This window comes from Sorangium sp. So ce281 (assembly GCF_051527395.1).
Lineage (GTDB): Bacteria > Myxococcota_A > Polyangia > Polyangiales > Polyangiaceae > Sorangium > Sorangium cellulosum_B.
On sequence record NZ_CP150322.1, the window covers coordinates 1,082,848 to 1,103,597 of the forward strand.

A 20,750-nucleotide genomic window follows, 5' to 3' on the forward strand; every position below is an offset into this window, starting at 1 on the left:
ATATCACGATCGAAGTGGCGTTCAAGAACCGGACCAATCCCGGCGCGTCCGGCAGGCCTCTCTGCGGGATGCCGCTCTCCCGAGAAGAGAGCGAGCGCCCTTCCTCGACCGGATCCGGCGCTCGCTCTGACGCAGTCGTGCTACCCGGGCGCGCGGCGAAGCAAGACCCGAGTCAGCGCCGACGAGCGGCTCGCGGGAAACCCTACGTATCGCCGCGGCCCGCGAGCAGGATGGCGAGGGAGCCCGCCCCGGAGATCGCGTGCGCGGCGGGCGCTCCGAAGAGCGCGTCCGGCTCGGAGGGGCGCGCCTCGGCGAAGAGCCACTCGGCACCGCGGAAGGGGACGGCCGCCAGCGGCGTGACCGGGTTCACGGCGGCGATCGCGTCGATCTCGCCTCCGGAGAACCCGGTCACGCCCTCGATCCGCACGTACTCGATGTAGGCGAAGCCGGTGGGGGCGAGATCGAACCCAGCGCCGCCGGCCGCACCGTCGTAGAGGTCGAGAGCGTCGGCCGCGGAGATGCCCGCGAAGTCGGACGCGGTCAGGGAGGGGTCGACGGGCTTCGTCGGATCGAGCTCGTCGTTGGTCCATGACGCGGTGGCGCGATCCCAGCGGTACGAGTTGGTCGGGAACAGGCCGTCGCCTGTTCGACCCGTATACGTATACCACTGGACGTTGTCCGGGCTGACCGACACACGAACGTTCTCCGAGAAGACGCCGCCGAGGGTGGTGGTGTTGAGGTTGGTGGCGTCCGAGGTGAAGGTGCCGGCCGAGAAGAAGGCGTTCCCGAAGACGTTGAGATCGATGCCGTAGGGGTTGTTGGGGTCGTCATAGACGAGCCGGCCCATGCGGACCGTGATCGACTGGCCTGCGTTGAGCGTCGTGATCAGGCGCTCGTTGGCGGTGCCGGTGTTGTATGCGGGCTCGATCACCTTCACGCGCCGGAACTGTGGATTGGCGATCGTCCCGTTGTTGAACTTGAGCGCGGGTCGACCCAGGACCGCGGCGGGGTCGTTGTAAAGGCTGGTCGCCGGCAGGCTGGTGGAGCTGACGACGGCGACCGCGAAGTCGTTGGGATCGTACACATAGGTGGCGTTCGCGTCGGCAAGCGCCGACGTCGTCGCGGCCGATGCCGCAGCCAACGAGATGAGACCTCGAATTCGAGCGAGCTTTCCGAACATATCCAGTTCCTCTCTCCCGCCTCGATGGGCGGGCACCACACGCCGATCGCGGGCTTGGGCTCCCGAGTGACGAGCAGGTCGCTCACGAGAGGTCTGGAGTGAAGATGCCGGAGGACTCGCCGCGGGGAGCGCGCGGCGCGTTCTGCCGGCGCTCCATGCCGCGCTCTCCCTGGAGGGAAAGGCGGCTCGCGAGAGCGACCAAGCGCCGGCGGTTCCCAAGGTGAAGCGTTGGGCCGGCATCGTCGGCAGGTCTTCCGGCTCGGGCTCGTCGCCGATCCGGCCTTCCGTCGCGGCCGCGGTCGCGGGACGCTTCGGACAGTGGCGCGCTCGGTCGGGGCGGTGTCTTCGATTCGCCTCGACGGGGATCGGCGGAAGTGCCCTCACGGCGGCGCGTCCGCGGTGGATCGGGGTCGCGCTGGGCACCTTCGATCGTCCCGCCGGCGCGGCCCGGCGCACCTCGTCGCTCGCGTGGTGAGGATGTCCGGGGCCGAGGCGTGCATCGACGCGCGGACGCTCGCGCTGGCTGTGGAGCGGCGGCTCGGGCGCGGCGTGTTCGTGCCGCCCACCCGCGGCGAGGTGGCCATCGAGGGGCGGAGCGAGCGCTCGCAGGAGGCCGGCGCCTGGCGGGCGACCATCCGGGTGTTTCGCTCGCATACGGGAGGCTGTCCGTGTGCCCCGTCGAGGTCGCGCGCGGCGGGACGGCGCTCTCTGGTTGCGCCGGCGCGATGGTCGGATCGCTGCGCGTCGAGGGATCGGAGGTGCCGAGCAGGTTCCGAAACGAGCGGCTCGCGTTCGATCTGAGCCTCGACACGCGCGTGCGGCGGCGCTTCGTGGGCCCGCTGTTCGGGGCCGTCGCGCTCGGGATCGCGGTGCCGCTCGTGCGCGATATGTATTTTTACACCGACGAGGCGGGGGAGCGGCACGGCGTCTTCCATGCATCGCCGGTGTCGGCGATCCTCGACCTCGGCCTCGGCCTCGAACTGCGGTGACCGGGCCGCGTCGATTGTCTCAAAAGGCGCCCGCCGGGCGTCCACTCACCCCAGCGCATGTCCCTGCTCGCCATGGCGTGCGAAGGCCCGTCGCGCGCGATCTCCGCGCAGGGAGGCCCGGTCCCGTCCTTCGTGCGGCGCGCGCTGCGGCGACGGCTCGGTGTCCACGATGCCGACGCGGAGGACGTCTGCCAGGAGGCCTTCGTGATCGTCTACCAGCGCCTCGCGAGCTTTCCGGGTCGGCATACCGCAGCAGGCTCGAATCGCTCGGCCTCGCGGAACTATCTCCAAACGAGCGGAGTGACGGGCACGGGCGGCTGGGACACCACGGTATCGAGCGGAGGCGGCTCGGCGCCGGGCACGAGCGGAGTGACGGGCACGGGCGGCTGGGGAGGTTAGCCGACGGAGCCTGCCTTCGCGCTCTTCAACGAACAGATCTCGACCATCGCGGTTGCCGAGCGGCGCGACGCACGCGCTCCGCACGATGACGGGTCGCCGCTCGCGGGCCGCGTCGCGTCGATGTATCCTGGGTGGAGCATGCCCTTCACCTTCCTGTGCATCGATCACGTGCAGCTGGCCATGCCGCCCGGGCAGGAGCCGCGCGCCGTGGCGTTCTACCGGGACGTGCTCGGGATGGAGCAGGTCCCCAAGCCCGAGCCGCTCGCGTCCCGCGGCGGCGCCTGGTTCCGCGCGGGCGGCGTGACGGTGCACCTGGGCGTCGAGCGCGACTTCCAGCCGGCGCGCAAGGCGCACCCCGGCTTCGCCGTGAGGGGCATCGACGAGATCGCGGCCGCGCTCCTCGCCGCGGGCCACGCGGTGCGCTGGAGCGACGAGCTGCCCGGCGTGCGGCGGTTCCACACCGACGATCCGTTCGGAAACCGCATCGAGATCATCGACGCAGGCGCGGGCTGAGCTGCCGTCCGCATCGCCGCCAGAGCATCGACCTCCCCCGCAAACGGCGCCCCGCGCGCTCGGCGCCCGATCCCGGAATCACGTCGTTCGCCTTAACACGACTTCATTGTGAGCGGCCAGCGGCTGCGCTATTCAGCGCTGCGGGGGGAAAAACCTAGCTCTCAGGAGAATTCTTATGATTGAGAAGAGCACCCTGTCGATGCATACCCATTTTCGTCGTCCGTCGCGCGCTGCCCTGCCGCGAATCGGCGCGGCGCTGTTGCTCCTCGGAGCCCTCGGCGCCGCCGCATGCACCTCGGGTGCCAGCGCGGACGAAGAGGAGAGCCTCGGGGTGGCGAGCCAGCGCGGAACTTACGATCTGACGAGCAGCTACACGGGCACCGTCGGGGACACCCGCGGCTGGCTCATCGAGTGGCAAGTCCCCGAGCTCCTGAACGAGTCCACGGCCTGGACCGCGGTAGGCCAGTGGTACTACAACCTCGAGTCCGGCATCTACCACAGCCCCGACGGGTGGTTCGTCTACTACTTCGGAGATGACGACGGGGTTACGGGGAATCATTCGAGCTGCAACACCCAGTGGGGCTCGGGGGGCACCTGCGGCGGCTCGCTCGGCGACCTGCAGCCCGGGCAGCAGGTCGTCTTCAAGTACGAGTGGTGCACGCCCCAGCGCGTCGCGAGCGTGACCGGCTCCGAGCTCTGCCTCTATGTCGACATGAAGGACGGCGCCGGCTGGCAGTTCCTCGCCCAGGACGCGCGCAGCACCGTCGAGATGTACGCGCACGACATCGAGCATTTCGCCGACGTGGGCCCGGAGTACCCCGAGCCGCAGGTCTCCTGCGAGGCGCCCATCAAGATGCTTCGCCAGCAGCTGAAGACGACCTCGGGTGTCTGGCAGGACATGTCGGGCGCGAGCACCTGGTCGTTCCACGACGCCGCGCCCTACATCTATCAGAACAAGAACCTCACGGCGTCGCCGTCGACGTGGGAGGCCTGCACGTCGCCCGCGAACGACTGCAGCAGCGTGCCCGCATGGGCGTCGGCGCAGGTGTATACTCCCTCCACGCTGGTCACCGACGGCGGCCACCTCTGGTCGGCGACCCAGCAGATCTGGTGGTCGCACCCGAGCTGCCCGCCCAGTAACCCGACCTTCTGGTGCCCGGCCGAGTGGGCCGACCTCGGGCCGTGTGACTGAGCGCGGAGCCAACTCCCCACGACGCGGGCTGGAGGCAACCCTGCTTTCGGCGTAGGATGCGCAGGGCGCATGCGCATCCCCGCGCTCGAGGTCTCTTATCACGCTCACGATCGGCTTCGCTGCGCCGATGTGGCGCTCAAGACGCTGCTCCGGATGGAGGCCGCCGACATCCTCCGTCTCAAGAGCGAGTTCCGCGCCATCGCGGACATCGCCCATCCGAACCTGGTGACGCTTTACGAGCTCATCTCCGCGCAGGGGCGCTGGTTCTTCACGATGGAGCTCGTCTCCGGCGTGAGCTTCACCAGGTACGTCCGCGAGCTCGCCGCCCCGGGCTCGCCGGCGCATGTCCCGGAGCGGGCTTCCCCCGCGGCGGTCACGACCTCTCAGGCGAACCTCCACGGCCGCGCGCCCTCGCCCCGCGCCGGCGACGCGGCGCCGACGGCCTCCAGCGGCGAGCCGGCGTCACAGCCAAAGGTCGACGTCGCGCGCCTCTACCAGGCGCTCGAGCAGCTGGTGCACGCCGTCGAGGCGCTGCACGGCGCGGGCAAGCTGCACCTGGATCTCAAGCCCTCGAACGTGCTCGTGGACCAGAGCGGACGCGTGGTCGTGCTGGACTTCGGCATCGCCCGCGACACCGGCGCTCGCAGGACGGCGCTCGCGACCGCCGGCGCGGGCTCCTCGTGCAGCTCGGCCATGCGCTCGCGAACGCGGGCCGCGGCGCCGACGCCGCCCGCGCCTACCTCGGCGCGGCGGACGCCGCGCGAGACGCCGCGGCGCCCTCTGTCGTCCTCGACTGCAAGCGCCTCGCGGCCGAGCAGCTCCTGACGAGCGGTCACACGGAAGAGGGCGTCGCGGTGCTCCGGGAGGTGCTCTCCGAGACGGGCCTGCGTTACCCCGAGACGAAGCGCCGCGCTCTCGCCGCGGCGCTCGTCCACCGGACGCGGCTCGCCCTGCGCGGCTTCGGGTTCAAGGAGCGCGACCAGCGCTCCGGCGACGCGCGCGTCGAGGGCGTCCTCCGGATCCAGCGGGCGATCGCCGCTAACGAGACGTCGTTTCGAGAGACGGTGATGCACGCAGAGGAGGCAGAGCGCATCTTCCGCGAGCGGTGCACCGCTGCTGCGCTTCGCCGAGCGCGTGGCCGGCGCGCTTCTGCGGGAGCGGGTGGGCTGGGCGAGCGCCCAGGCGTGGCTCACGCTGGCCGCCGTCGCCTGGACGCGCGGCGACGCGGCGCTCGCGCGCGCGCACCTGGAGGCGGCGATCGCCGGGTTCGACGCGAGCGAGGTCGCGCTGAGCGCCGCGGCGGCGCGCGCCGGGTTGCCCGCGTCAGGGCGTCAGGGCGAAGCAGTAGATCCCGCCGTAGCCGCCGCCGCCGCCGACGGTGTTCGAGCCCGGCGCCGGGCCTCCCGAGTCCACGAGATTGACCCCCGGCGCGCACCCCGGTGCATTGTGGGTCGTTATCCAGTGGGCAAAGTTCAGGCCCCCGCCGGGTCCGCCGCCGGTTCCCCTTGGCCACGAGTGTCCAACCTGCGGTGTCCCCTCGGACCTGTCTCCCGTCTTGGCCGTCCAGTCCTTGCACGTCGCGTTGGCGCCCTGGAGCTGCCCCTGGGGGTTGGAGCCCGTCAGGGTGTCGTGGTTGTCGACCTCGGGTTGGGCCGGGTCGGGCTGGTGGTTGGGGACGCCGTCCTCGTTCGGCAGATCGTTCATGATCGCCGCGTCGGCCTTGCTGGGGCGCGTGTTGAGCAGCTCCGCCTTCTCGTTCGCGACCAGCCGGCCGAGCCGATCGTACCAGGGCCCCTCGCCGATCCGGTCGATCGCGTTGACCTGCTTCCCGTCCTCGCCTGCCGTGGCGCTCAGGAACGCGCGCCACGTCTTGCTTCCTGCGCCCGGGAGGCTCTTCTCGGCGATCGTCGCGCAGATCTTGTCCGCGCCGCGGAGGCCGGCGCCCGGCCCTGTCTCCCCGAAGCGGAGGTCACCCCCGAAGCCGTCCTGGGAGCCCGACACCTCCCGCATGGCGGCGAGGCTGGTCACGAAGAAGCTGAATTTCTCGGTCGTCCCGCCGCCTGAGGTGGACGAGGTGGTGTCGCCGCTCGAGGTGGATGAGGTGGTATCGCCGCTCGAGGTGGATGAGGTGGTGTCGCCGCTCGAGGTGGATGAGGTGCTGCCGCCGCCTGAGGTGGATGAGGTGCTGCCGCCGCCGGAGGTGGACGAGGTGGTGCCGCCGCCTGACGTAGATGAGGTGGTGCCGCCGGAGGTGGATGAGGCGCTGGTCGAGCCGTCGCTCGAGGCGTCCGCCTCCGAGTCTGATCCGGAGCAGCCGACCACGTGCGAGAAGAGCGCGAGGGTCAGAGGCAGCAGCAAGTGACGATAAGTGCGTGTCATGGTCTCCGTTTCCTTTCTCGTGTTAAGCAGGAGCGTTGCTGCCGGCCGCACCCCAGAGGTCGAGCAGGCGAGAGACAGGGTGCCCACGACCCAGCCGAGGGTGCTGGTGTCCCATTCGCCTGGCGAGGGGAATTTCTCAATTCGGCAAACTTTTTGCAACACCCAGATGGATATGTGGCGACGCCGCGGGGTCGAGGGTCAATCTTTTTTCGCGGGCTCCTGGGTGTGATGTTCCGCCCGGAAGGTCGCGCTCTGTTGCGCGTGGCGCCTTCTCCGCCGCGAGCTCGCTCGCCGTCGGTCGAGCGGCAACATGGCGCTCCCAACGGACCGCGCGCGGCGCGTGCTCGCGCCCTCCAGAGCCGCTTTCCGTCGTCCACCGCGGTCGTGCCGGTTCGCGTCCTCTGGTAAATTTGGAGCCGAGCTCGATCCTTTACCCCTTGTGGCTTGCGGAGGTTCCATGTCCTCTTGTTCCCGCGCGCTCCCGCCCATGCTCGCCGCCCTCGGTGTCGCCGCCCTCGTCTCGCTGCCCGGCCAGGCGCGCGCCGACGAGCCTTTTGCCATGTCGGTCGGGGTCTCCCTGTCGGTCTCCTTCGGTCCGAAGCTCGTCGCCTTCGGTCTGGGCGCCGACCTCCGCGCGACGTTCCTCATGGAGGGCAGCTTCGCCGGAGCGTTCGACTCGGGGCACATGGGATTCGGTCCGTTCGCGCAGGCGACGTGGCTCAACTTCTCTGCGGGCCGCTTCGCGATCGGCACCCACGGCGGCGGCGATCTGTCGCGCGACGCCAGCATCGACGGCGAGCTCGGCTGGATGTACCGCACCCCCTACCGCGACCTGCTCCCGGGGCAGCATGGTCTCCACGTCGGTGTGATGGCCAGCCTGCTCGACCCGGCGGTCATCGATTTCTCGACGGGCGCGGCCATTCCACTGTCGGGCGAACCGTTCGCCCCCGAGCAGATGTTGGGCGTGGGCGTCCACGCCGCTCCGATCTTCGGAGAGCGGTCCCATGGCATCGACGGCCGGCCGCTGCGCACGGCCGATGGCGTCGTGCTCCCGCCGGTGCTCGGGCTGGGCCCCGCTGCGTCGCGCCCGGCGCGGCTCGATCGCGCGACCCGGGCGGCGCTCGCGTCTGCGTGGCTGGACAGCGCGCGGGCCGAGTGCGGCTCGATCCCGGCGTTCCTCGCCCTCGCGCGGGACCTCGCGGCGGTCGGCGCGCCCGCGTCGCTCGTGGCGCGGGCGCTCGCCGCGCTCGGCGACGAGGTGCGCCACACGGCGCGCTGCAGCGAGCTCGCGAGCGCGCTCGCGGGGTGGCGCCTCAGGCCCGCGCTTCTCCCGCCTCCTGCGGCGCGCGACGCCGACCGGCAGGCGGCGCTCGTGCGGATGGCGCTCGAGGCGTGGCACGACGGGTGTCTCGGCGAGGGAGCGGCGGCGGCCCGGGCGCGCCGGTCGCTCGCGGGGGCGAGGGACGAGGGCGCGCGCGTGGCGCTCGGCGAGATCGCGCGCGACGAGGCGCTGCACGCCGAGCTCGGGTGGCGCGTGCTCGCCTACTGCCTGGCCGAGGGCGGGCGCGAGGTGCGCGAGGCGGTCGGCGACGCGATGACGGGGCCGGCGCCGGCGCCGCCGGCGGACGACGCCGAGGTCGAGGGCGAGCGGAAGGAGGTGCAGGCCTTCGGTCGGCTCCAGCGCGCGGAGGCCGACGCCGCCTGGGACGAGACATGGGCGGCGGCGCGGCGCGACGGGGAACGGATGCTCGTCGCCGCCTGAGCGGCCGCGGCGAGCACGCCTGGTGGCGAGCCGAGCAGTCGGAATTCAGCCTCACCTCGCTCGAATCCTTCTCAGGCAGCACCGGGGGAGGTGACACTAACCCCGCGCCGGCATCTAAGAAGCATGCTCGATAAGAGGAGCTTTGGCATCAACGAGAGTGCGCGGCAATAAGGGGGCAGCATCTCCACAGCAAGGACGGCAGGGCGGCAGCCTCCGCGGGCTGACGCGCTCAACCGGCCCGTGCCCTCGTCGATCGGATCAGGGGCAGGCCGTGGTCCTCGGGCGGCACACGTCGTCGCCACAGAAGCACGAGGTCCCCCCGCGGCAGTTGCTGCACGGATCGTCGTTGGGGGGCGGAGGCGGAGGCGGAGGCGGGGGCGGCAGCAGCGGCGGCGGCGGCGCGGAGCCGGTGGGGCAGTTGTCGCCCTCCGGGTTCGGGAGGAACGGCGCGTATCCCGCGGCCGCGAGCTCGGTCACCTTGTTCAACACGCGCCGCCCGCAGGTGCTCCCGTCCGTGAGGGCGGTCCACCAGCTGCAATCGACCTCCGCGACCTTGTCCTTTTGCCACCGGCTCGGTTGCGGCGCGCAGCTCGTGTCTTGATAGCGCTTCGCCGCGTAGATCTCGATCTCGACGCCATCCCAGTGCCTGTCCGGATCGATGTGGCACACGAGCGGCGGATCGCTCGTCGGCTGCCACGCCGGGCGGGTCCAGCTCGAGCAGTCATCCGGGTACGAGAACTCGAAGCCAGGCTCCCGCTCCGTGGCGCAGCACGTCTGGCCGCACGCGTAGGGGCCGCACGTGGTGCACGACGGATAAGCGCCGGGACAGCCGCCGAACGCCGATACGGTTCCGCTGGCGAGCGCCCCTTCGGACGTGCCCAGGGCATCCTCCTCCGGCTCGGCCGCGATGAAGGCCCCTTCGTCCTCGGACGACGCGGGGGGCGCCTCGAGCTCGGCGGTGCATCCGGATGCCGCGAATAAGCCAAGGATCACCGAGGCCGCAAGGAGCCTCGAGCAAGCAGCACCACGCTGTCTGGTAGCAAATTTCATGAAAGGTGTTCTCCCCGTGAAGACCGACGTGCGGCTGGCGCACAGAAGTGATTTATCTTCGTGGTGTGAATAACATATTGCCGTGTCATCCGCCATGGTAATGGTTGTAGAAAAATTGCATATGCACGGACGAGCGGGAGCGCGATTGTCCAGCTCCGGAATGTGTCGCTCCCGGACCTCATCGAGCTGCGCGTCGCGATCGAGACCGCCGCGATGACCCGCTCTGCGGCCGCGCCGGTCGCCGCTCACCTCGACGAGGCGTGCGCCGCGCTCGCGGAGATGGGGCGGCCGCAGATCTCCCCACCGAGTTCCACGACGTCGATATCGCATTCCATGTTGCGCTGGTCGCGGCCTCTGGTAACCAGGTGCTCGCCCTCGTGATGGACGCGGTCAAGGACAGCTTCCGGCTCCACCTCGAAGAGGCGCTGCGGGCGCGCTCGTTCGCGGCGATCCGCCCGCGGGTGGTCGAGGGGCACCGGGCGCTCCTGCGCGCGATCGAGCGCGGTAACGCGAGGTCGGCCGCGACGCTCCTCAGGGCGCACCTCTCGGAGTTCTACGGCACATGAACCCGCTCGACGAGCTCGCCCTTGTCCTGGGCGACGGCCTGGTGACGGATCGGGACATCCTGGAGGGCTATCGCCGCGATCAGGCCCTCTGGGCGCCTGGCGGCTGGCCCGTCGCGGTGGCGCGGCCTGCCTCGACCTCCCAGGTGCAGGCGCTGGCGCAGTGGGCGACCCGGCACCGCACCGCGCTGGTGCCGCGCGGCGCCGGGACCGGGGTGGCGGGCGGGGCGACCGCCAGCGACGGCTGCGTGGTGCTGAGCTTCGAGCGCATGAACCGGATCCTCGCGATCGACGAGGCGGCGATGCTCGCCGTCGTCCAGCCGGGGGTGCTCAACGGCGAGCTCAAGGCCGCCGCGCACGAACGGGGGCTGTGGTATCCGCCCGACCCGTCGAGCTACGCCATCTCGACCATCGGCGGCAACGTCGCCACCAACGCCGGCGGCCTGTGCTGCGTGAAATACGGTGTCACCTCCGATTATGTGCTCGGCCTCGAGGCGGTCCTCGCCGACGGGACGGTGCTCCGCACAGGCGGCAGGAGCCGCAAGGACGTCGCCGGCTACGATCTGACGCGGCTCCTGGTCGGCTCCGAGGGCACGCTCGCGCTGATCACCGAGATCACCCTGCGCCTGCGGCGGCGGCCCCCGCCGGCGACCACGCTCGTCGCGACGTTCGCGTCGCTCGAGGCCTCGGGGCGGGCCGTCGCGGCGATCGTCCGGTCGGTCGATGCGTCGATGCTCGAGATCATGGACCGCACGGCCCTCCGCGCCGTCGAGCGCTTTCGCCCGCTCGGCCTCGACACCGAGGCTGCCGCGATGCTGATCGCGCAGAGCGACGCGCCCGGGTCCGCCGAGCTCTCCTGCATGCAGGCGGCCTGCGAGGCCGCCGGCGGGACGGTGATCGCCACCACCGAGGACGAGAGCGAGGGGCAGATGATGCTCACCGCGCGCCGCCTCGCGCTCACGGCGGTCGAGCAGCTCGGCACGGTGCTCGTCGACGACGTCGCCGTGCCGCTGCCGCAGCTGCCGGAGATGTTCCGTCGAATCGAGGCGATCGCCGCCGCGACGCAGACCACCATCGCGACGGTGGCGCACGCGGGCGACGGCAACCTTCACCCTCTTGTCGTGTTCGATGGAAACGACGCCGCGGCCGAGGCGCGCGCGGTCGCGGCCTTCAACCAGGTGATGTCGCAGGCGCTCGACCTCGGCGGCACGATCACCGGCGAGCACGGCGTCGGCACGCTCAAGCGCGGCCTCCTTGCCCGCCAGCTCGGCGCGGCGTCGCTCGCGCTGCACCGCCGCATCAAGCACGCCTTCGACCCGGGCGGCGTCCTCAACCCCGGCAAGGTGATCGACGGCTGACGCGGCGTGATGTCCGCGCTGCGCGGCGCCGCCTCGCGCGGCGCCGCCGCGATCAGAGCCCGGTGTAGATGGTGGCGAAGGAGGCCGCCTCGCCGCGGAGCAGCAGGCTGAGACGCGGGTTCGGCACCTTGAAGGTGTGAATCTTGGCGTTCCGCACGTCGAGCACCGCGAAGGCGCCGCCCGGCGTGCTCTCCGCGAGGCCGTTCATGAGCAGGTTCAGCACGACCGAGACGCGCTTGGACGACAGCGGCTCCCCGCGGAAATACATCTTGATGACGTGGGGCGTCCCATCGATGACGAGCCCGAGCTCCGGATTGACGTTGATCTCGAGATCGCCCAGGCGGTACGTCGACACCGGCGGCTCGAACCACGTCATCTTCGTCGAGGCGAGGAACTTGCGATATCCATTCACCACCGACGGGTAGATGCGGCGGCGCCGCTCGTCGTGCTGCGCGGCGAGGAAGCCGTCGAGCACGCTGGTGGGCTTTCCGCTCCTGTGCATGTCGACGATCGCCTCTCGCACCTGCCTGTAAAAGTCGGTGTAGAGCTCGTCCTTCCGTTCCTTGAACTCCCTGACGCCGGTCAGCTTGGGCGTCCCGGCCTTGAGAACGAAGTCGACAAAGTACGTCAGCGAGATCTTTTCCATGAAGTCTCCTGCAAAACGAAGCATTCCGGCGCGCCATCGACACGCGTCGTACGAGAGACACGCCGTCGCGCCGCGTCCTTGGTGTCTACCATGGATAGTCATCTTCGACCCGTCGGGAAAGGGATCGGTCGGACGGACATTGTCCCAACCTGTCGAGGGCGGACGGATGCGCCGCGTGTCGAAAATGTGTTGTAATTACGAATGGTTATGTGGGTGCCCGGGCGCGGCCCACCCGGCGGCGCGGGGCTCCTCCTGGCCGCGCGAGTGGCCATGACGAGAGGAGGCGCGGGCGGCAGAGGTAATCGACAGAATCCAGCTGTTCTCCAGGGGATCTCCTGTGGAGAACCCCTGTGGAGAACTGCAGAGGACGGGGCGTGATCGAGGCGTGGACCCGGTCGGACATGGTCTGTCATAACCACGTGCTCCTTGGCGCTTGACGCTGCCCGCGGGCGAAGGATGGGGCCGGAACGCCTCCGGAGCGTCTGGACTTCCCGCTCTCTCTCGATGTGTCTTGCTCTGGACCTGTGTTTCGAGGTCGACTCGGCACGCGCCTGGTCACGCCGTCGCAACTGCTGGTCACGCCGTCGCGACTGGAGGATTCCTGCTCCGCTCTCCCTCGCCGCGGGCATTCCGCTTGCGTGCGGCGGTCGGCCGGCCAGACTACGCCGCCGTGCTCGCCATCGAAGCGTCCTCCGTGAGGAAGGTCTACCGCGGCTTCTTCCGCCGGAGCGGCGGGCAGACGGCGCTCGCGGGCCTCGACCTCGCCATCCAGCGCGGCGCCGCGTTCGGGCTCATCGGCCTCAACGGCGCGGGCAAGACGACGTTCATCAAGACGCTGCTCGGCGTCGTGCGCCCCACGAGCGGCGCCGTGCGCGTGCTCGGCGGCGAGCCGGAGGACCCGGGCGTGCGCGCCAGGATCGGGTACCTGCCGGAGCGGCTCTTCTTGCCCAGCGCGTTCACGCCGCGGCAGTTCCTCGCGAGCGTGGCCCGCATGAAGGGCCTCTCGCCGGGCGAGGGCGCGCTGCGCGCGCTGACCGAGAGGGTAGGGCTCGGGGCCGACTCGGACCGCAAGATCGGCGGGTTCTCGAAGGGGATGCGGCAGCGCCTCGGGCTCGCCGCGGCCTTGCTCGGGCAGCCCGAGCTGCTCGTGCTCGACGAGCCCACCGACGGCGTCGACCCGCTCGGCCGCGCCGAGATCCGCAGGATCCTGGGCGAAGAGCGCGCGCGGGGGGCGACCTTGTTCCTGAACTCGCACCTCCTGTCGGAGACCGAGCGCATCTGCGACCGCATCGGCATCCTCGCGGGCGGGCGGCTCGTGCGCGAGGGCGCGCTCGTCGCGCTGTGCGGCAGCGAGACGGCGTACCGCGTGCGGTTCGCGGACGGCGTCGACGCGGCGAGGCTCGCCGCGCTCGGGTTCCGCGCGATCGACGGGGAAGGCGGGTGGCGCCTGGAGGCCGAGAGCCCCGCGGCGCTCAACGAGGCGCTCGACGAGGCGCGGCGCGCGGGCGCCCTGCTCGTCGAGCTGTCGCGGGACCTGCGCGACCTGGAGGACGTGCTGGCGGAGGCGCTGGGCGCGGGCGGCGCCCGCGGAGGCGTGGCGTGAGGGCGGCGCTGAGCGTCGCGGGCGACCTCCTGCGCGAGGCCTCGTCGCGGCGGTGGTTCCTGGCCCTCGGGATCGGCGTCACGATGGCGCTCGTGGTGATCGGGGGCGCGCTGCAGCTCGAGGTGGTGGACGGCGCGCTCGCGGCGACGCGGCTCTTCGGCAAGGAGGTCGGCCGCGGCGACATCCGCTCGGTCGACGTAGCGCTCCGCTACGTCGGCCGCGCGCTTTCGTACGTGCTGTTTTACGGGGGGCTCGCGTTCGGGATCGTCTCCTGCGCCGATTTCGGCCCGAGCCTGCTGGCGCCGGGGCGCATCGAGCACCTGCTCTCGCTGCCCGTGCGGCGGTTCGAGCTCCTGCTCGGCACGTTCCTCGGCGTGCTCGCGCTCTCGCTCCTCAGCACGCTGTACGGCGCCCTCGGGATCACGGTCATCTTCGGGCTGAGGGCGGGCGTGTGGATGGCGAGCCCGATCGTGGCGGCGCTCCTCGCGAGCGTGACGTTCGCCGGCATCTACGGGGCGATGCTCACGACCGCGGTGATGGTGCGGAGCGCCGCGCTGTCCGCGGCGGTGGGGATCGCGCTGTTCATCCTCGGCATCGTCGCGGGGTACCGCGAGCAGCTCGACTCGTTCTTCGAGCCTGGCGTGGCCCGCGGGGCCTTCCGCGCGGCGACGCTCGTGCTGCCGCGGGTGTCGGCGCTCGCCGACGCGTCGGCGGAGTTCGCGGTGGCGACGGCGATCAAGGGGGATGTGCTCGCCAGCCAGGTGGCGGGGCTGCTCCTCTTCGGCCTGGCCGCGCTCGCGGTGGGCATCCACGTGTTCGAAGAGAAGGATTTCTAGGGTGAAGCGGCGATGCTCGGACGAGGCGGTGAGCGCTCGGAATCGGCGGCTCCGCGGCGCCTGGGCGGGGGTGACGACCCGATGAGACCGATGAAGAAGCGGGGCGTGTGGCTCGCGGCGGCGATGGTCCTGCTCGCGCTCGCCGCGTGGCTGATGTCGCGCGGCGACAAGGAGAAGCCCACGGTCCGGCCCCGGAAGATCGAGTTTCCGCGCCATCCGAAGCCGGCCGAGGTGGAGCGCGCCAGCCGTCGGCGCACGCTGCCGCCGCTGTCTGCGCCGCCGCCCGGCGTCGAAGCGCCGCAATGGAAGCGCGACCCGGTGCTCGCCGCCCTGCCCGCCGATCCGAAGCGCTCGGCCATGGTGTTCGAGATCGAGGCGCTCAAGGAGTCGCCGATCATGCAGATATGGCTCGATTGCATGCTGTCGCGAGGCGACGAGCGCGCCGGCCTGGCGCGCTTGAAGGACCGATACGGGATCGACGTGCTGGAGGACGTGGAGCGCATCGCCACGTCGAGCACGGGGCTCATGGTGCTCCAGGGATCGTTCGAGGGCGCGAGGTTCGAGCGGGAGCGATGGTCCACGCGGACGTACGGGGAGAGAGGCATCCTCTACGAGGAAAAGGACACGGGCAGGGGCGTCGCGACGTGGGGGCCTGACGTCCTGATCTTGAACCCGCGCGCCGAGCCCGATCTCGTCGAGGACGCGATCGATCGGCTCGAATCGACCGATCCCGCGCAGGGATCCATCCTTCAGGAATACCAGGCCTACAGCGACGTCTATGGAGTGCTCTCGCCCGACGATCTCTCGAAGATGCTGCCGTCGGACCAGGACCAGCTCGCCGAGCGGATCCGAGAGACCGTCCAGCGGGTGGAGATCCACATCGACGCCTCGGAGGATGTCGCCGTCGTCGCCGAGGTCGCCGGCCCCGCCGGCCAGGAGATGGAGGACCTGTCGAAGCTGTTCGGCGCCGCGCTCTCCATGGGGCGGCTCAACGCGAAGCGCGAAGACAATGACGAGCTCGCCGAGCTGCTCGACCACGCGCGGGTGGAGACGCAGGCGCGGCGCCCTCCCTGGGCGAGCAAGCCGGAGGAGCAGCGCTTCTCGGTCGACGTGGCGCTGCCCGTCGAGCTGCTGAGGAACCTCGGCCCGTGTCGTCGAGACCGGCGCGATCCGGACGGCGACATCAAGGCCGAGCCAGCGCCAGCGCCGCCGCGATGACGCGCGCAATGCCTCGCGAGCCGCTCGTCCCTGCGCGACACCCTACCAGGGCCGGGGACGGCCCTGGCGACGCGGTATCAGAGCGGCTGATACAGCTGGATCAGGTTCCCGCAGGTGTCCGAGAACACCGCGATCATGACCGGGCCCATCGGGGTGGGCTCCTGCGTGAACGCGACCTGGTGCTCCTTGAGGCGAGCGAACTCGGCCTTGAGGTCCGACACCTCGAACGCGGTGAGCGGGATGCCCTGCGTGAACATCGCCTGCTGGAACGTCTTCGCCGCCGGGTTGGCGTTCGGCTCGAGCACGAGCTCGACGTCGTCGGGGCCCTCCGGCGAGACCACGGTGATCCACCGGTACTCGCCGACAGGGAAATCGCTCTTCTTCTTGAAGCCGAGCACCTCCGTGTAGAACTTGAGCGCGCGTGTCTGGTCCTCGACCATGATGCTGTTGAGCTTGATCCTCATCGATCGCCTCGCTGAGCTGACGGTTCGGGCCGACTCTGCCAGGGCCGCCCGGCTCACGCTTCTCGAAAACTGCGAAACGCGCCCGGCGGCAGCCGGCCCATCAGGGTGAGACAGCCGGGGGCGAGCTCCCACGGGAGCCTCCCCGGCACCTGGACCATCGCGCGCACGCGGCGCCGGTACGCCGACGGCGGCACGCCGATCCGCTGCGCGAACAGCGCGCTGAAGCTGCCGAGGCTGGAGAACCCGATCTCCATGCACACGTCGGTCACCGAGTGGTGCCCGGCCGCCAGGAGCTGCTTGGCCAGATCCAGGCGCCGCCGGATGCGGTACTGGTGAGGGGTCACGCCGAACACCGCCTCGAACTGCCGGATGAAGTGGTAGGGCGAGATCGCCACCTCCCGCGCCACGTCCTCGATCGACAACCTCGACTCGCGCACCTCGGAGAGCAGGTCCCGCGCCCGGCAGAGGTTCCTGAGCGCGTCGTGTCCGAGCAGCATCGCCGGCGACCAGGATAGAGCGTGGCGGCGGCTGGCTCAAGCGACCCACCGGAGGGGCGCGCGAGAGGCCGCTCAGACGAGCAGCTCGGGTCGGGAAAAGCGAGGGAACGGGCCGCGCGCGCCGCAGAGCGAGCGCCCGCCGTGGCCGAAATTGCAGCTTCATTGTCTTTCGGGACAGACGCGCCGTCTGGTACCCACTGGCGAGGCGCCGGCGGCGCGGCCGCGGGCCGTCCGCGCGCTCGGGCGCTGCGCCGCGGTGACGGCGCTTCGTGACGTCCCGAGCCAGGCCCAAGCAAACCCGGGAGGAGTCAATGAACGCGATCGAGCTACCCGAGATTCCGGACAGCGCCCTTTGTGTCGAGGCGACCGAGCACACCAGGGCGGTCAGCGCCCCGTTCCTCTTCAACCATGTGGCGCGCACGTACGTCTTCGGCGACGCGCTGGGGCGGCACAGGGGCCTGTCGTACGACCGCGAGCTGCTCTATCTGGCGTGTGTGTTCCACGACCTGGGCCTCGCCGACTCGGCCCCCGTCGAGACGCGCTTCGAGGTCGAGGGGGCCGACGCGGCCAGGGCTTTCCTGGCCGCGCGCGGGGTCGGCGCGCGCGAGCAGGACATCGTCTGGGACGCGATCGCCCTGCATACCACCGTGGTGATACCCCAGCGCAAGCGCCCCGAGATCGCCCTTTGCCAGATGGGCGCGGCCATCGACGTCGGCTACGCGCCCCGGACGCTCCTGCCCGAGCGGCTCGTCGAGGAGGCGCTCGGGCGCTACCCGCGGCTCGGCTTCAAGGAGGCGATGACCTCCGCGTTCTGCGGGCTGCTCCGCCGAAACGAGGCGGCCGCGGCCACCTCGCCGGTCGTGGCCGACGTCGGCGAGCGCAGGCTCGACGGGTTTCGACCCGTCCACTTCTGCGACGTCATCGCGGGCGCGGCGTTCGACGAGTAGCGCTATCAGGAGCTCGGAGCTCTCCAGCCCGAAGAGGCCCTCCCACGCCACCGGGGAGGAGCTGAGGTGACGCGGAGTCAATGCCGCGGGTCGGAAATCCTGCCGGGGCCCTGCCTCGCGAGCGGAGAGAGATTCAACGCAAAGGCGCAAAGACGCAAAGACGCAAAAAGGCATTTGTTCATTATTGCGCCTTTGCGCCTTTGCGTTGAAATCTCTCTCCGGAGCCCTGGCTGGACTCCTGGTGGGTGGAACTAGCCTCTGACCTCCTCGTCCTCGTCTCTTGGAGGCGGAGGGCGCTCGCCCGCGGCGACCTGGAGCTCGCGGACGATCGAGAGGAGGGCCGGACAGCAGATGCGCTCGACCACGGAGCCGTCGGGCGCGAGCTCGAAGCTCGGCGGCTCACCGTGCACCGGGCAAGCCACGTCGGCGTACCTCGACTCGAGATCTTTCAGGACGCTCTCGTCGACCTCGCGGACCTCGCCCTTCGCAGCCGCCCCTTCGTTCCCGTAAGTGGACATGCGGCGCACGGTAGCACGAAGGGCGCCGCGCCTCGCGCGCTGCGCGGGTGCCCAGGCGACCTCCACAATCGACGCAGGGACGCCGGCGCCCCGCGGCCTCGACCATCGAGGCGCCGTGACCAGAGCGGCCGCCCGAAATCAAGAGGACAAAATAGCAGCGCCGCCGGGCGCCTCGGGGGATTAGGCGGAGGCCGCCGGCGGAGCTGGCTCAAGGCTAAGCATTCTCCGTACCAGGTACACCCTTCGGAAAATCCCCTACTTATGTCTCGGGCGCCGATCGGGCGGGTTTCGATTCTGCGAGGATCCGGCTTGCACGGTTGCAGGATCGCGACGGCGCTCGCCCACTTCCGTGACCGCCGTCTTGCCGGCTAGCGTCGGGGACATGAACCGCCTGCGTACGACCCCCGCCGTCACCCTGGCGCTGCCGCTGCTCGCGGCGTGCAGCGCCCCCGCGTCGAGGCCGCTGGACAAGCCGGCCGCGTCCCCGGCCGCCGCGACCCCGCCGCCGCACGCCGCGCCGGCAGCGCCCCCCGGACCGGGGCGGCTTCCTTACCCGGCGACCGCGAAGCGGCCCGTGGCGAGCGAGTACCATGGCGCCCGGGTCGTCGACGACTACCAGTGGCTGGAGGACGGGAGCTCCCCCGAGGTGGAGCGCTGGGTCGCCGAACAGAACCAGCTCTCGCGCGGCACCCTCGACGCCGTGCCGGCGCGCGGCGCGATCCGGGCGCGCGTGCAGGAGATCCTGTCGGCGACCTCCGCGAACCACTACGCGCTCGACGAGGCCGGCGGGCAGATCTTCGCGCTCAAGGACCAGCCGCCGAAGCAGCAGCCTTTCCTCGTCGTCCTGAGGTCCGTGAACGACCCCGCCTCCGCGCGGACCCTCGTCGATCCGGAGGTCATCGACCCGAAAGGGCACACGACCATCGACTGGTTCGTCCCGTCGCGCGACGGCAAGAAGGTGGCTGTCTCCCTGTCCGAAGGCGGCACCGAGAGCGGGACCGTGCGCGTCTACGACGTGGCGACGGGCAAGGAGACGGGCGACACCGTGCCTTACGCGAACAGCGGCACCGCGGGCGGCAGCCTGGCGTGGACCGGCGACGGCAAGGGGTTCTACTACACCCGGCACCCCCGGCCCGGGGAGCGCCCGCGAGAGGACATGGGCTTCTTCCAGCAGATCTACTTCCACAAGCTCGGTACGCCGGACAAGGACGACAAATACGCGCTCGGCAGGGAATTCCCCCGCATCGCCGAGGTCGAGCTCACGACGAGCGAGAGCGGCAAGCTCGTGCTCGCCAGCGTGCAGAACGGCGATGGAGGCGAGTACTGGCACTATCTCCTCGACGCTTCGGGCAAGTGGGCGCGCTTCGCCGAGCTGCCCGACAAGGTCATCCGGGTCGTGTTCGGCGCCGACGACCGGCTCTACCTCCTGTCGCGCAAGGACGCGCCGCGCGGCAAGGTGCTGCGCCTCTCGCCGGGCAAGCTGGACCTCGCCAGGGCGGAGCTCGTCGTGCCCGAGAGCGAGGCGGTGATCCAGGGCTTCTTGCCCACGACAGGGCGGCTCTACGTCCGCGATCTGCTCGGCGGCCCGTCGCAGGTCCGCGTCTTCGATCTGAAGGGCAAGGCGCTCGGGACGGTGCCGATCCCGCAGGTCTCCTCGGTGCGGCAGGTCGTGCGCACGCAAGGCGACGACATGCTCTTTCGCGGCGTGAGCTACACCGAGCCGGCGGCCTGGTTCGCGTACTCGGCCAGGGACGGCAAGGTGACGAAGACGCCGCTCGCGATGACGGCCCCTGTCTCCTATGCCGACGTGGAGGTCGCCCGGGAGGCGTGCACCTCGAAGGACGGGACCAAGGTTCCTATCAACATCCTGCGCCGGAAGGGCACACCCCTCGACGGGACCGCGCCGGCGCTGCTCACGGGATACGGCGGCTACGGGACGAGCATGGCTCCCGGGTTCAACCCGCTCTGGCGGCTGTGGTTCGACCAGGGAGGGGTGGTCGCGATCGCCAACCTGCGCGGCGGCGGCGAGTTCGGGGAGGCGTGGCACCGCGGCGGCAACCTGACGAAGAAGCAGAACGTCTTCGACGACTTCGCGGCGTGCGCGCAGCACCTCGTCGACGGGCGCGTCACGAGCCCGGCGCGGCTCGCCATCCGCGGCGGCTCGAACGGCGGTCTGCTGATGGGAGCGCAGCTCACGCAGCACCCGGAGATGGCCAAGGCGGTCGTGTCGCACGTCGGTATCTACGACATGCTGCGGGTGGAGCTCACGCCGAACGGGGCGTTCAACGTGACCGAGTTCGGCACGGTGAAGGACCCCGAGCAGTTCAGCGCCCTTTACGCCTACTCGCCGTATCACCACGTCAAGGATGGGACCGCCTATCCGGCGACCCTGTTCCTGACCGGCGCCAACGACCCGCGGGTCGATCCATGGCACTCGCGGAAGATGGCGGCGCGGATGCAAGCGGCCTCGCCGGGCTCGGCGCCCATCCTGCTCCGGGCGAGCGGCTCGACGGGCCACGGGGCCGGGACGCCGCTCTCCGAGGAGATCGAGGAGCAAGCCGACGTGTTCGCGTTCCTCTTCAAGGAGCTCGGGCTCGGCGCCCCGCCCGCCAAGGACGACGCGGCGCCGTAGCCGG

The 20,750-nt window shown here is 70.7% G+C and carries 21 protein-coding genes; 14 read left to right on the forward strand and 7 right to left on the reverse strand.

Going from position 1 to position 20,750, the window contains the following annotated elements; all coding sequences use genetic code 11:
- Positions 1 to 202: 202 nt before the first annotated feature.
- Positions 203 to 1,141 carry a hypothetical protein gene (locus WMF27_RS04020; RefSeq protein WP_437761575.1) on the reverse strand — a complete coding sequence of 313 codons (939 nt, stop codon included), beginning with the start codon at positions 1,139 to 1,141 and terminating at the stop codon, positions 203 to 205.
- A 707-nt stretch (positions 1,142 to 1,848) separates the two neighbouring features.
- Between WMF27_RS04020 and WMF27_RS04025 the strand changes: the two genes are divergently transcribed.
- From WMF27_RS04025 to WMF27_RS04045, 5 genes are all read left to right on the forward strand, one after another.
- Positions 1,849 to 2,169 (forward strand): hypothetical protein, encoded by a 321-nt coding sequence (locus WMF27_RS04025; RefSeq protein ID WP_437761574.1) that lies wholly within the window; start codon positions 1,849 to 1,851, stop codon positions 2,167 to 2,169.
- Between the two features lie 57 nt (positions 2,170 to 2,226).
- A complete protein-coding gene (locus WMF27_RS04030) occupies positions 2,227 to 2,568 on the forward strand; it encodes an RNA polymerase sigma factor (RefSeq protein ID WP_437761573.1) in 342 nt (113 codons plus the stop codon).
- Positions 2,569 to 2,706: 138 nt separating this feature from the next.
- Entirely contained in the window at positions 2,707 to 3,081 is a 375-nt protein-coding gene (locus WMF27_RS04035; protein ID WP_437761572.1) for a VOC family protein, read from the forward strand.
- Between the two features lie 175 nt (positions 3,082 to 3,256).
- Positions 3,257 to 4,273, forward strand: a complete 1,017-nt coding sequence (locus WMF27_RS04040; RefSeq protein WP_437761571.1) for a hypothetical protein — start codon at positions 3,257 to 3,259, stop codon at positions 4,271 to 4,273.
- A 69-nt stretch (positions 4,274 to 4,342) separates the two neighbouring features.
- The gene (locus WMF27_RS04045; RefSeq protein WP_437761570.1) at positions 4,343 to 5,098 is read left to right on the forward strand and encodes a protein kinase domain-containing protein; all 756 of its coding nucleotides are present in this window, start codon (positions 4,343 to 4,345) and stop codon (positions 5,096 to 5,098) included.
- Positions 5,099 to 5,596: 498 nt separating this feature from the next.
- Here WMF27_RS04045 and WMF27_RS04050 read toward each other — a convergent pair whose 3' ends face one another.
- Positions 5,597 to 6,301 carry a hypothetical protein gene (locus WMF27_RS04050; RefSeq protein ID WP_437943837.1) on the reverse strand — a complete coding sequence of 235 codons (705 nt, stop codon included), beginning with the start codon at positions 6,299 to 6,301 and terminating at the stop codon, positions 5,597 to 5,599.
- Here WMF27_RS04050 and WMF27_RS04055 point away from each other — a divergent pair.
- Both WMF27_RS04055 and WMF27_RS04060 read left to right on the forward strand, forming a co-directional pair.
- Entirely contained in the window at positions 6,282 to 6,635 is a 354-nt protein-coding gene (locus tag WMF27_RS04055) for a hypothetical protein (RefSeq protein ID WP_437761568.1), read from the forward strand. The two genes, WMF27_RS04050 and WMF27_RS04055, sit on opposite strands and share 20 nt — an antisense overlap.
- 474 nt (positions 6,636 to 7,109) lie before the next feature.
- Positions 7,110 to 8,414 (forward strand): hypothetical protein, encoded by a 1,305-nt coding sequence (locus tag WMF27_RS04060; protein ID WP_437761567.1) that lies wholly within the window; start codon positions 7,110 to 7,112, stop codon positions 8,412 to 8,414.
- 258 nt (positions 8,415 to 8,672) lie between these two features.
- On the opposite strand, the gene WMF27_RS04065 is transcribed toward WMF27_RS04060, so the two are convergent.
- Positions 8,673 to 9,407: a hypothetical protein gene (locus WMF27_RS04065; RefSeq protein WP_437761566.1), complete on the reverse strand. Its 735-nt coding sequence runs from the start codon at positions 9,405 to 9,407 to the stop codon at positions 8,673 to 8,675.
- 317 nt (positions 9,408 to 9,724) lie between these two features.
- Between WMF27_RS04065 and WMF27_RS04070 the strand changes: the two genes are divergently transcribed.
- Both WMF27_RS04070 and WMF27_RS04075 read left to right on the forward strand, forming a co-directional pair.
- Positions 9,725 to 10,030 carry a FadR/GntR family transcriptional regulator gene (locus WMF27_RS04070; protein ID WP_437761565.1) on the forward strand — a complete coding sequence of 102 codons (306 nt, stop codon included), beginning with the start codon at positions 9,725 to 9,727 and terminating at the stop codon, positions 10,028 to 10,030.
- Positions 10,027 to 11,385, forward strand: coding sequence for an FAD-binding oxidoreductase (locus tag WMF27_RS04075; protein WP_437761564.1), 1,359 nt, complete (start codon positions 10,027 to 10,029; stop codon positions 11,383 to 11,385). Before WMF27_RS04070 ends, WMF27_RS04075 begins: the two co-directional genes overlap by 4 nt.
- A gap of 52 nt (positions 11,386 to 11,437) precedes the next feature.
- On the opposite strand, the gene WMF27_RS04080 is transcribed toward WMF27_RS04075, so the two are convergent.
- Complete coding sequence (locus WMF27_RS04080; RefSeq protein ID WP_437761563.1) at positions 11,438 to 12,031, reverse strand: hypothetical protein; 594 nt, start codon at positions 12,029 to 12,031, stop codon at positions 11,438 to 11,440.
- A gap of 694 nt (positions 12,032 to 12,725) precedes the next feature.
- Between WMF27_RS04080 and WMF27_RS04085 the strand changes: the two genes are divergently transcribed.
- The 3 genes from WMF27_RS04085 to WMF27_RS04095 all read left to right on the forward strand — a co-directional run bounded on the left by WMF27_RS04085 (position 12,726) and on the right by WMF27_RS04095 (position 15,688).
- The gene (locus WMF27_RS04085; RefSeq protein ID WP_437943838.1) at positions 12,726 to 13,634 is read left to right on the forward strand and encodes an ABC transporter ATP-binding protein; all 909 of its coding nucleotides are present in this window, start codon (positions 12,726 to 12,728) and stop codon (positions 13,632 to 13,634) included.
- Positions 13,631 to 14,470, forward strand: a complete 840-nt coding sequence (locus WMF27_RS04090; RefSeq protein WP_437761561.1) for a hypothetical protein — start codon at positions 13,631 to 13,633, stop codon at positions 14,468 to 14,470. Before WMF27_RS04085 ends, WMF27_RS04090 begins: the two co-directional genes overlap by 4 nt.
- A gap of 90 nt (positions 14,471 to 14,560) precedes the next feature.
- Positions 14,561 to 15,688: a hypothetical protein gene (locus WMF27_RS04095; protein ID WP_437761560.1), complete on the forward strand. Its 1,128-nt coding sequence runs from the start codon at positions 14,561 to 14,563 to the stop codon at positions 15,686 to 15,688.
- Between the two features lie 77 nt (positions 15,689 to 15,765).
- Here WMF27_RS04095 and WMF27_RS04100 read toward each other — a convergent pair whose 3' ends face one another.
- Together WMF27_RS04100 and WMF27_RS04105 are read right to left on the reverse strand one after the other, a co-directional pair.
- Positions 15,766 to 16,152: a VOC family protein gene (locus tag WMF27_RS04100; RefSeq protein ID WP_437761559.1), complete on the reverse strand. Its 387-nt coding sequence runs from the start codon at positions 16,150 to 16,152 to the stop codon at positions 15,766 to 15,768.
- Positions 16,153 to 16,205: 53 nt separating this feature from the next.
- On the reverse strand, positions 16,206 to 16,649 hold the full coding sequence (locus tag WMF27_RS04105; protein WP_437761558.1) for a helix-turn-helix transcriptional regulator: 444 nt from the start codon (positions 16,647 to 16,649) through the stop codon (positions 16,206 to 16,208).
- 311 nt (positions 16,650 to 16,960) lie between these two features.
- Here WMF27_RS04105 and WMF27_RS04110 point away from each other — a divergent pair, with 311 nt between their 5' ends.
- Positions 16,961 to 17,596, forward strand: a complete 636-nt coding sequence (locus WMF27_RS04110; RefSeq protein WP_437761557.1) for an HD domain-containing protein — start codon at positions 16,961 to 16,963, stop codon at positions 17,594 to 17,596.
- A gap of 251 nt (positions 17,597 to 17,847) precedes the next feature.
- On the opposite strand, the gene WMF27_RS04115 is transcribed toward WMF27_RS04110, so the two are convergent.
- A complete protein-coding gene (locus tag WMF27_RS04115) occupies positions 17,848 to 18,114 on the reverse strand; it encodes a hypothetical protein (protein WP_437761556.1) in 267 nt (88 codons plus the stop codon).
- A gap of 382 nt (positions 18,115 to 18,496) precedes the next feature.
- On the opposite strand from WMF27_RS04115, the gene WMF27_RS04120 reads away from it, so the two are divergent.
- Complete coding sequence (locus WMF27_RS04120) at positions 18,497 to 20,746, forward strand: prolyl oligopeptidase family serine peptidase (protein WP_437761555.1); 2,250 nt, start codon at positions 18,497 to 18,499, stop codon at positions 20,744 to 20,746.
- The last annotated feature ends 4 nt before the right edge of the window (positions 20,747 to 20,750 follow it).

Coding starts and splice junctions, on each gene's coding strand:
- WMF27_RS04030 (WP_437761573.1), top strand. CDS start 2,227: ATGTCCCTGCTCGCCATGGCGTGCGAAGGCCCGTCGCGCGCGATCTCC.
- WMF27_RS04035 (WP_437761572.1), top strand. CDS start 2,707: ATGCCCTTCACCTTCCTGTGCATCGATCACGTGCAGCTGGCCATGCCG.
- WMF27_RS04040 (WP_437761571.1), top strand. CDS start 3,257: ATGATTGAGAAGAGCACCCTGTCGATGCATACCCATTTTCGTCGTCCG.
- WMF27_RS04045 (WP_437761570.1), top strand. CDS start 4,343: ATGCGCATCCCCGCGCTCGAGGTCTCTTATCACGCTCACGATCGGCTT.
- WMF27_RS04055 (WP_437761568.1), top strand. CDS start 6,282: ATGGCGGCGAGGCTGGTCACGAAGAAGCTGAATTTCTCGGTCGTCCCG.
- WMF27_RS04060 (WP_437761567.1), top strand. CDS start 7,110: ATGTCCTCTTGTTCCCGCGCGCTCCCGCCCATGCTCGCCGCCCTCGGT.
- WMF27_RS04075 (WP_437761564.1), top strand. CDS start 10,027: ATGAACCCGCTCGACGAGCTCGCCCTTGTCCTGGGCGACGGCCTGGTG.
- WMF27_RS04080 (WP_437761563.1), bottom strand. CDS start 12,031: ATGGAAAAGATCTCGCTGACGTACTTTGTCGACTTCGTTCTCAAGGCC.
- WMF27_RS04095 (WP_437761560.1), top strand. CDS start 14,561: ATGAAGAAGCGGGGCGTGTGGCTCGCGGCGGCGATGGTCCTGCTCGCG.
- WMF27_RS04100 (WP_437761559.1), bottom strand. CDS start 16,152: ATGAGGATCAAGCTCAACAGCATCATGGTCGAGGACCAGACACGCGCG.
- WMF27_RS04105 (WP_437761558.1), bottom strand. CDS start 16,649: ATGCTGCTCGGACACGACGCGCTCAGGAACCTCTGCCGGGCGCGGGAC.
- WMF27_RS04110 (WP_437761557.1), top strand. CDS start 16,961: ATGAACGCGATCGAGCTACCCGAGATTCCGGACAGCGCCCTTTGTGTC.
- WMF27_RS04115 (WP_437761556.1), bottom strand. CDS start 18,114: ATGTCCACTTACGGGAACGAAGGGGCGGCTGCGAAGGGCGAGGTCCGC.
- WMF27_RS04120 (WP_437761555.1), top strand. CDS start 18,497: ATGAACCGCCTGCGTACGACCCCCGCCGTCACCCTGGCGCTGCCGCTG.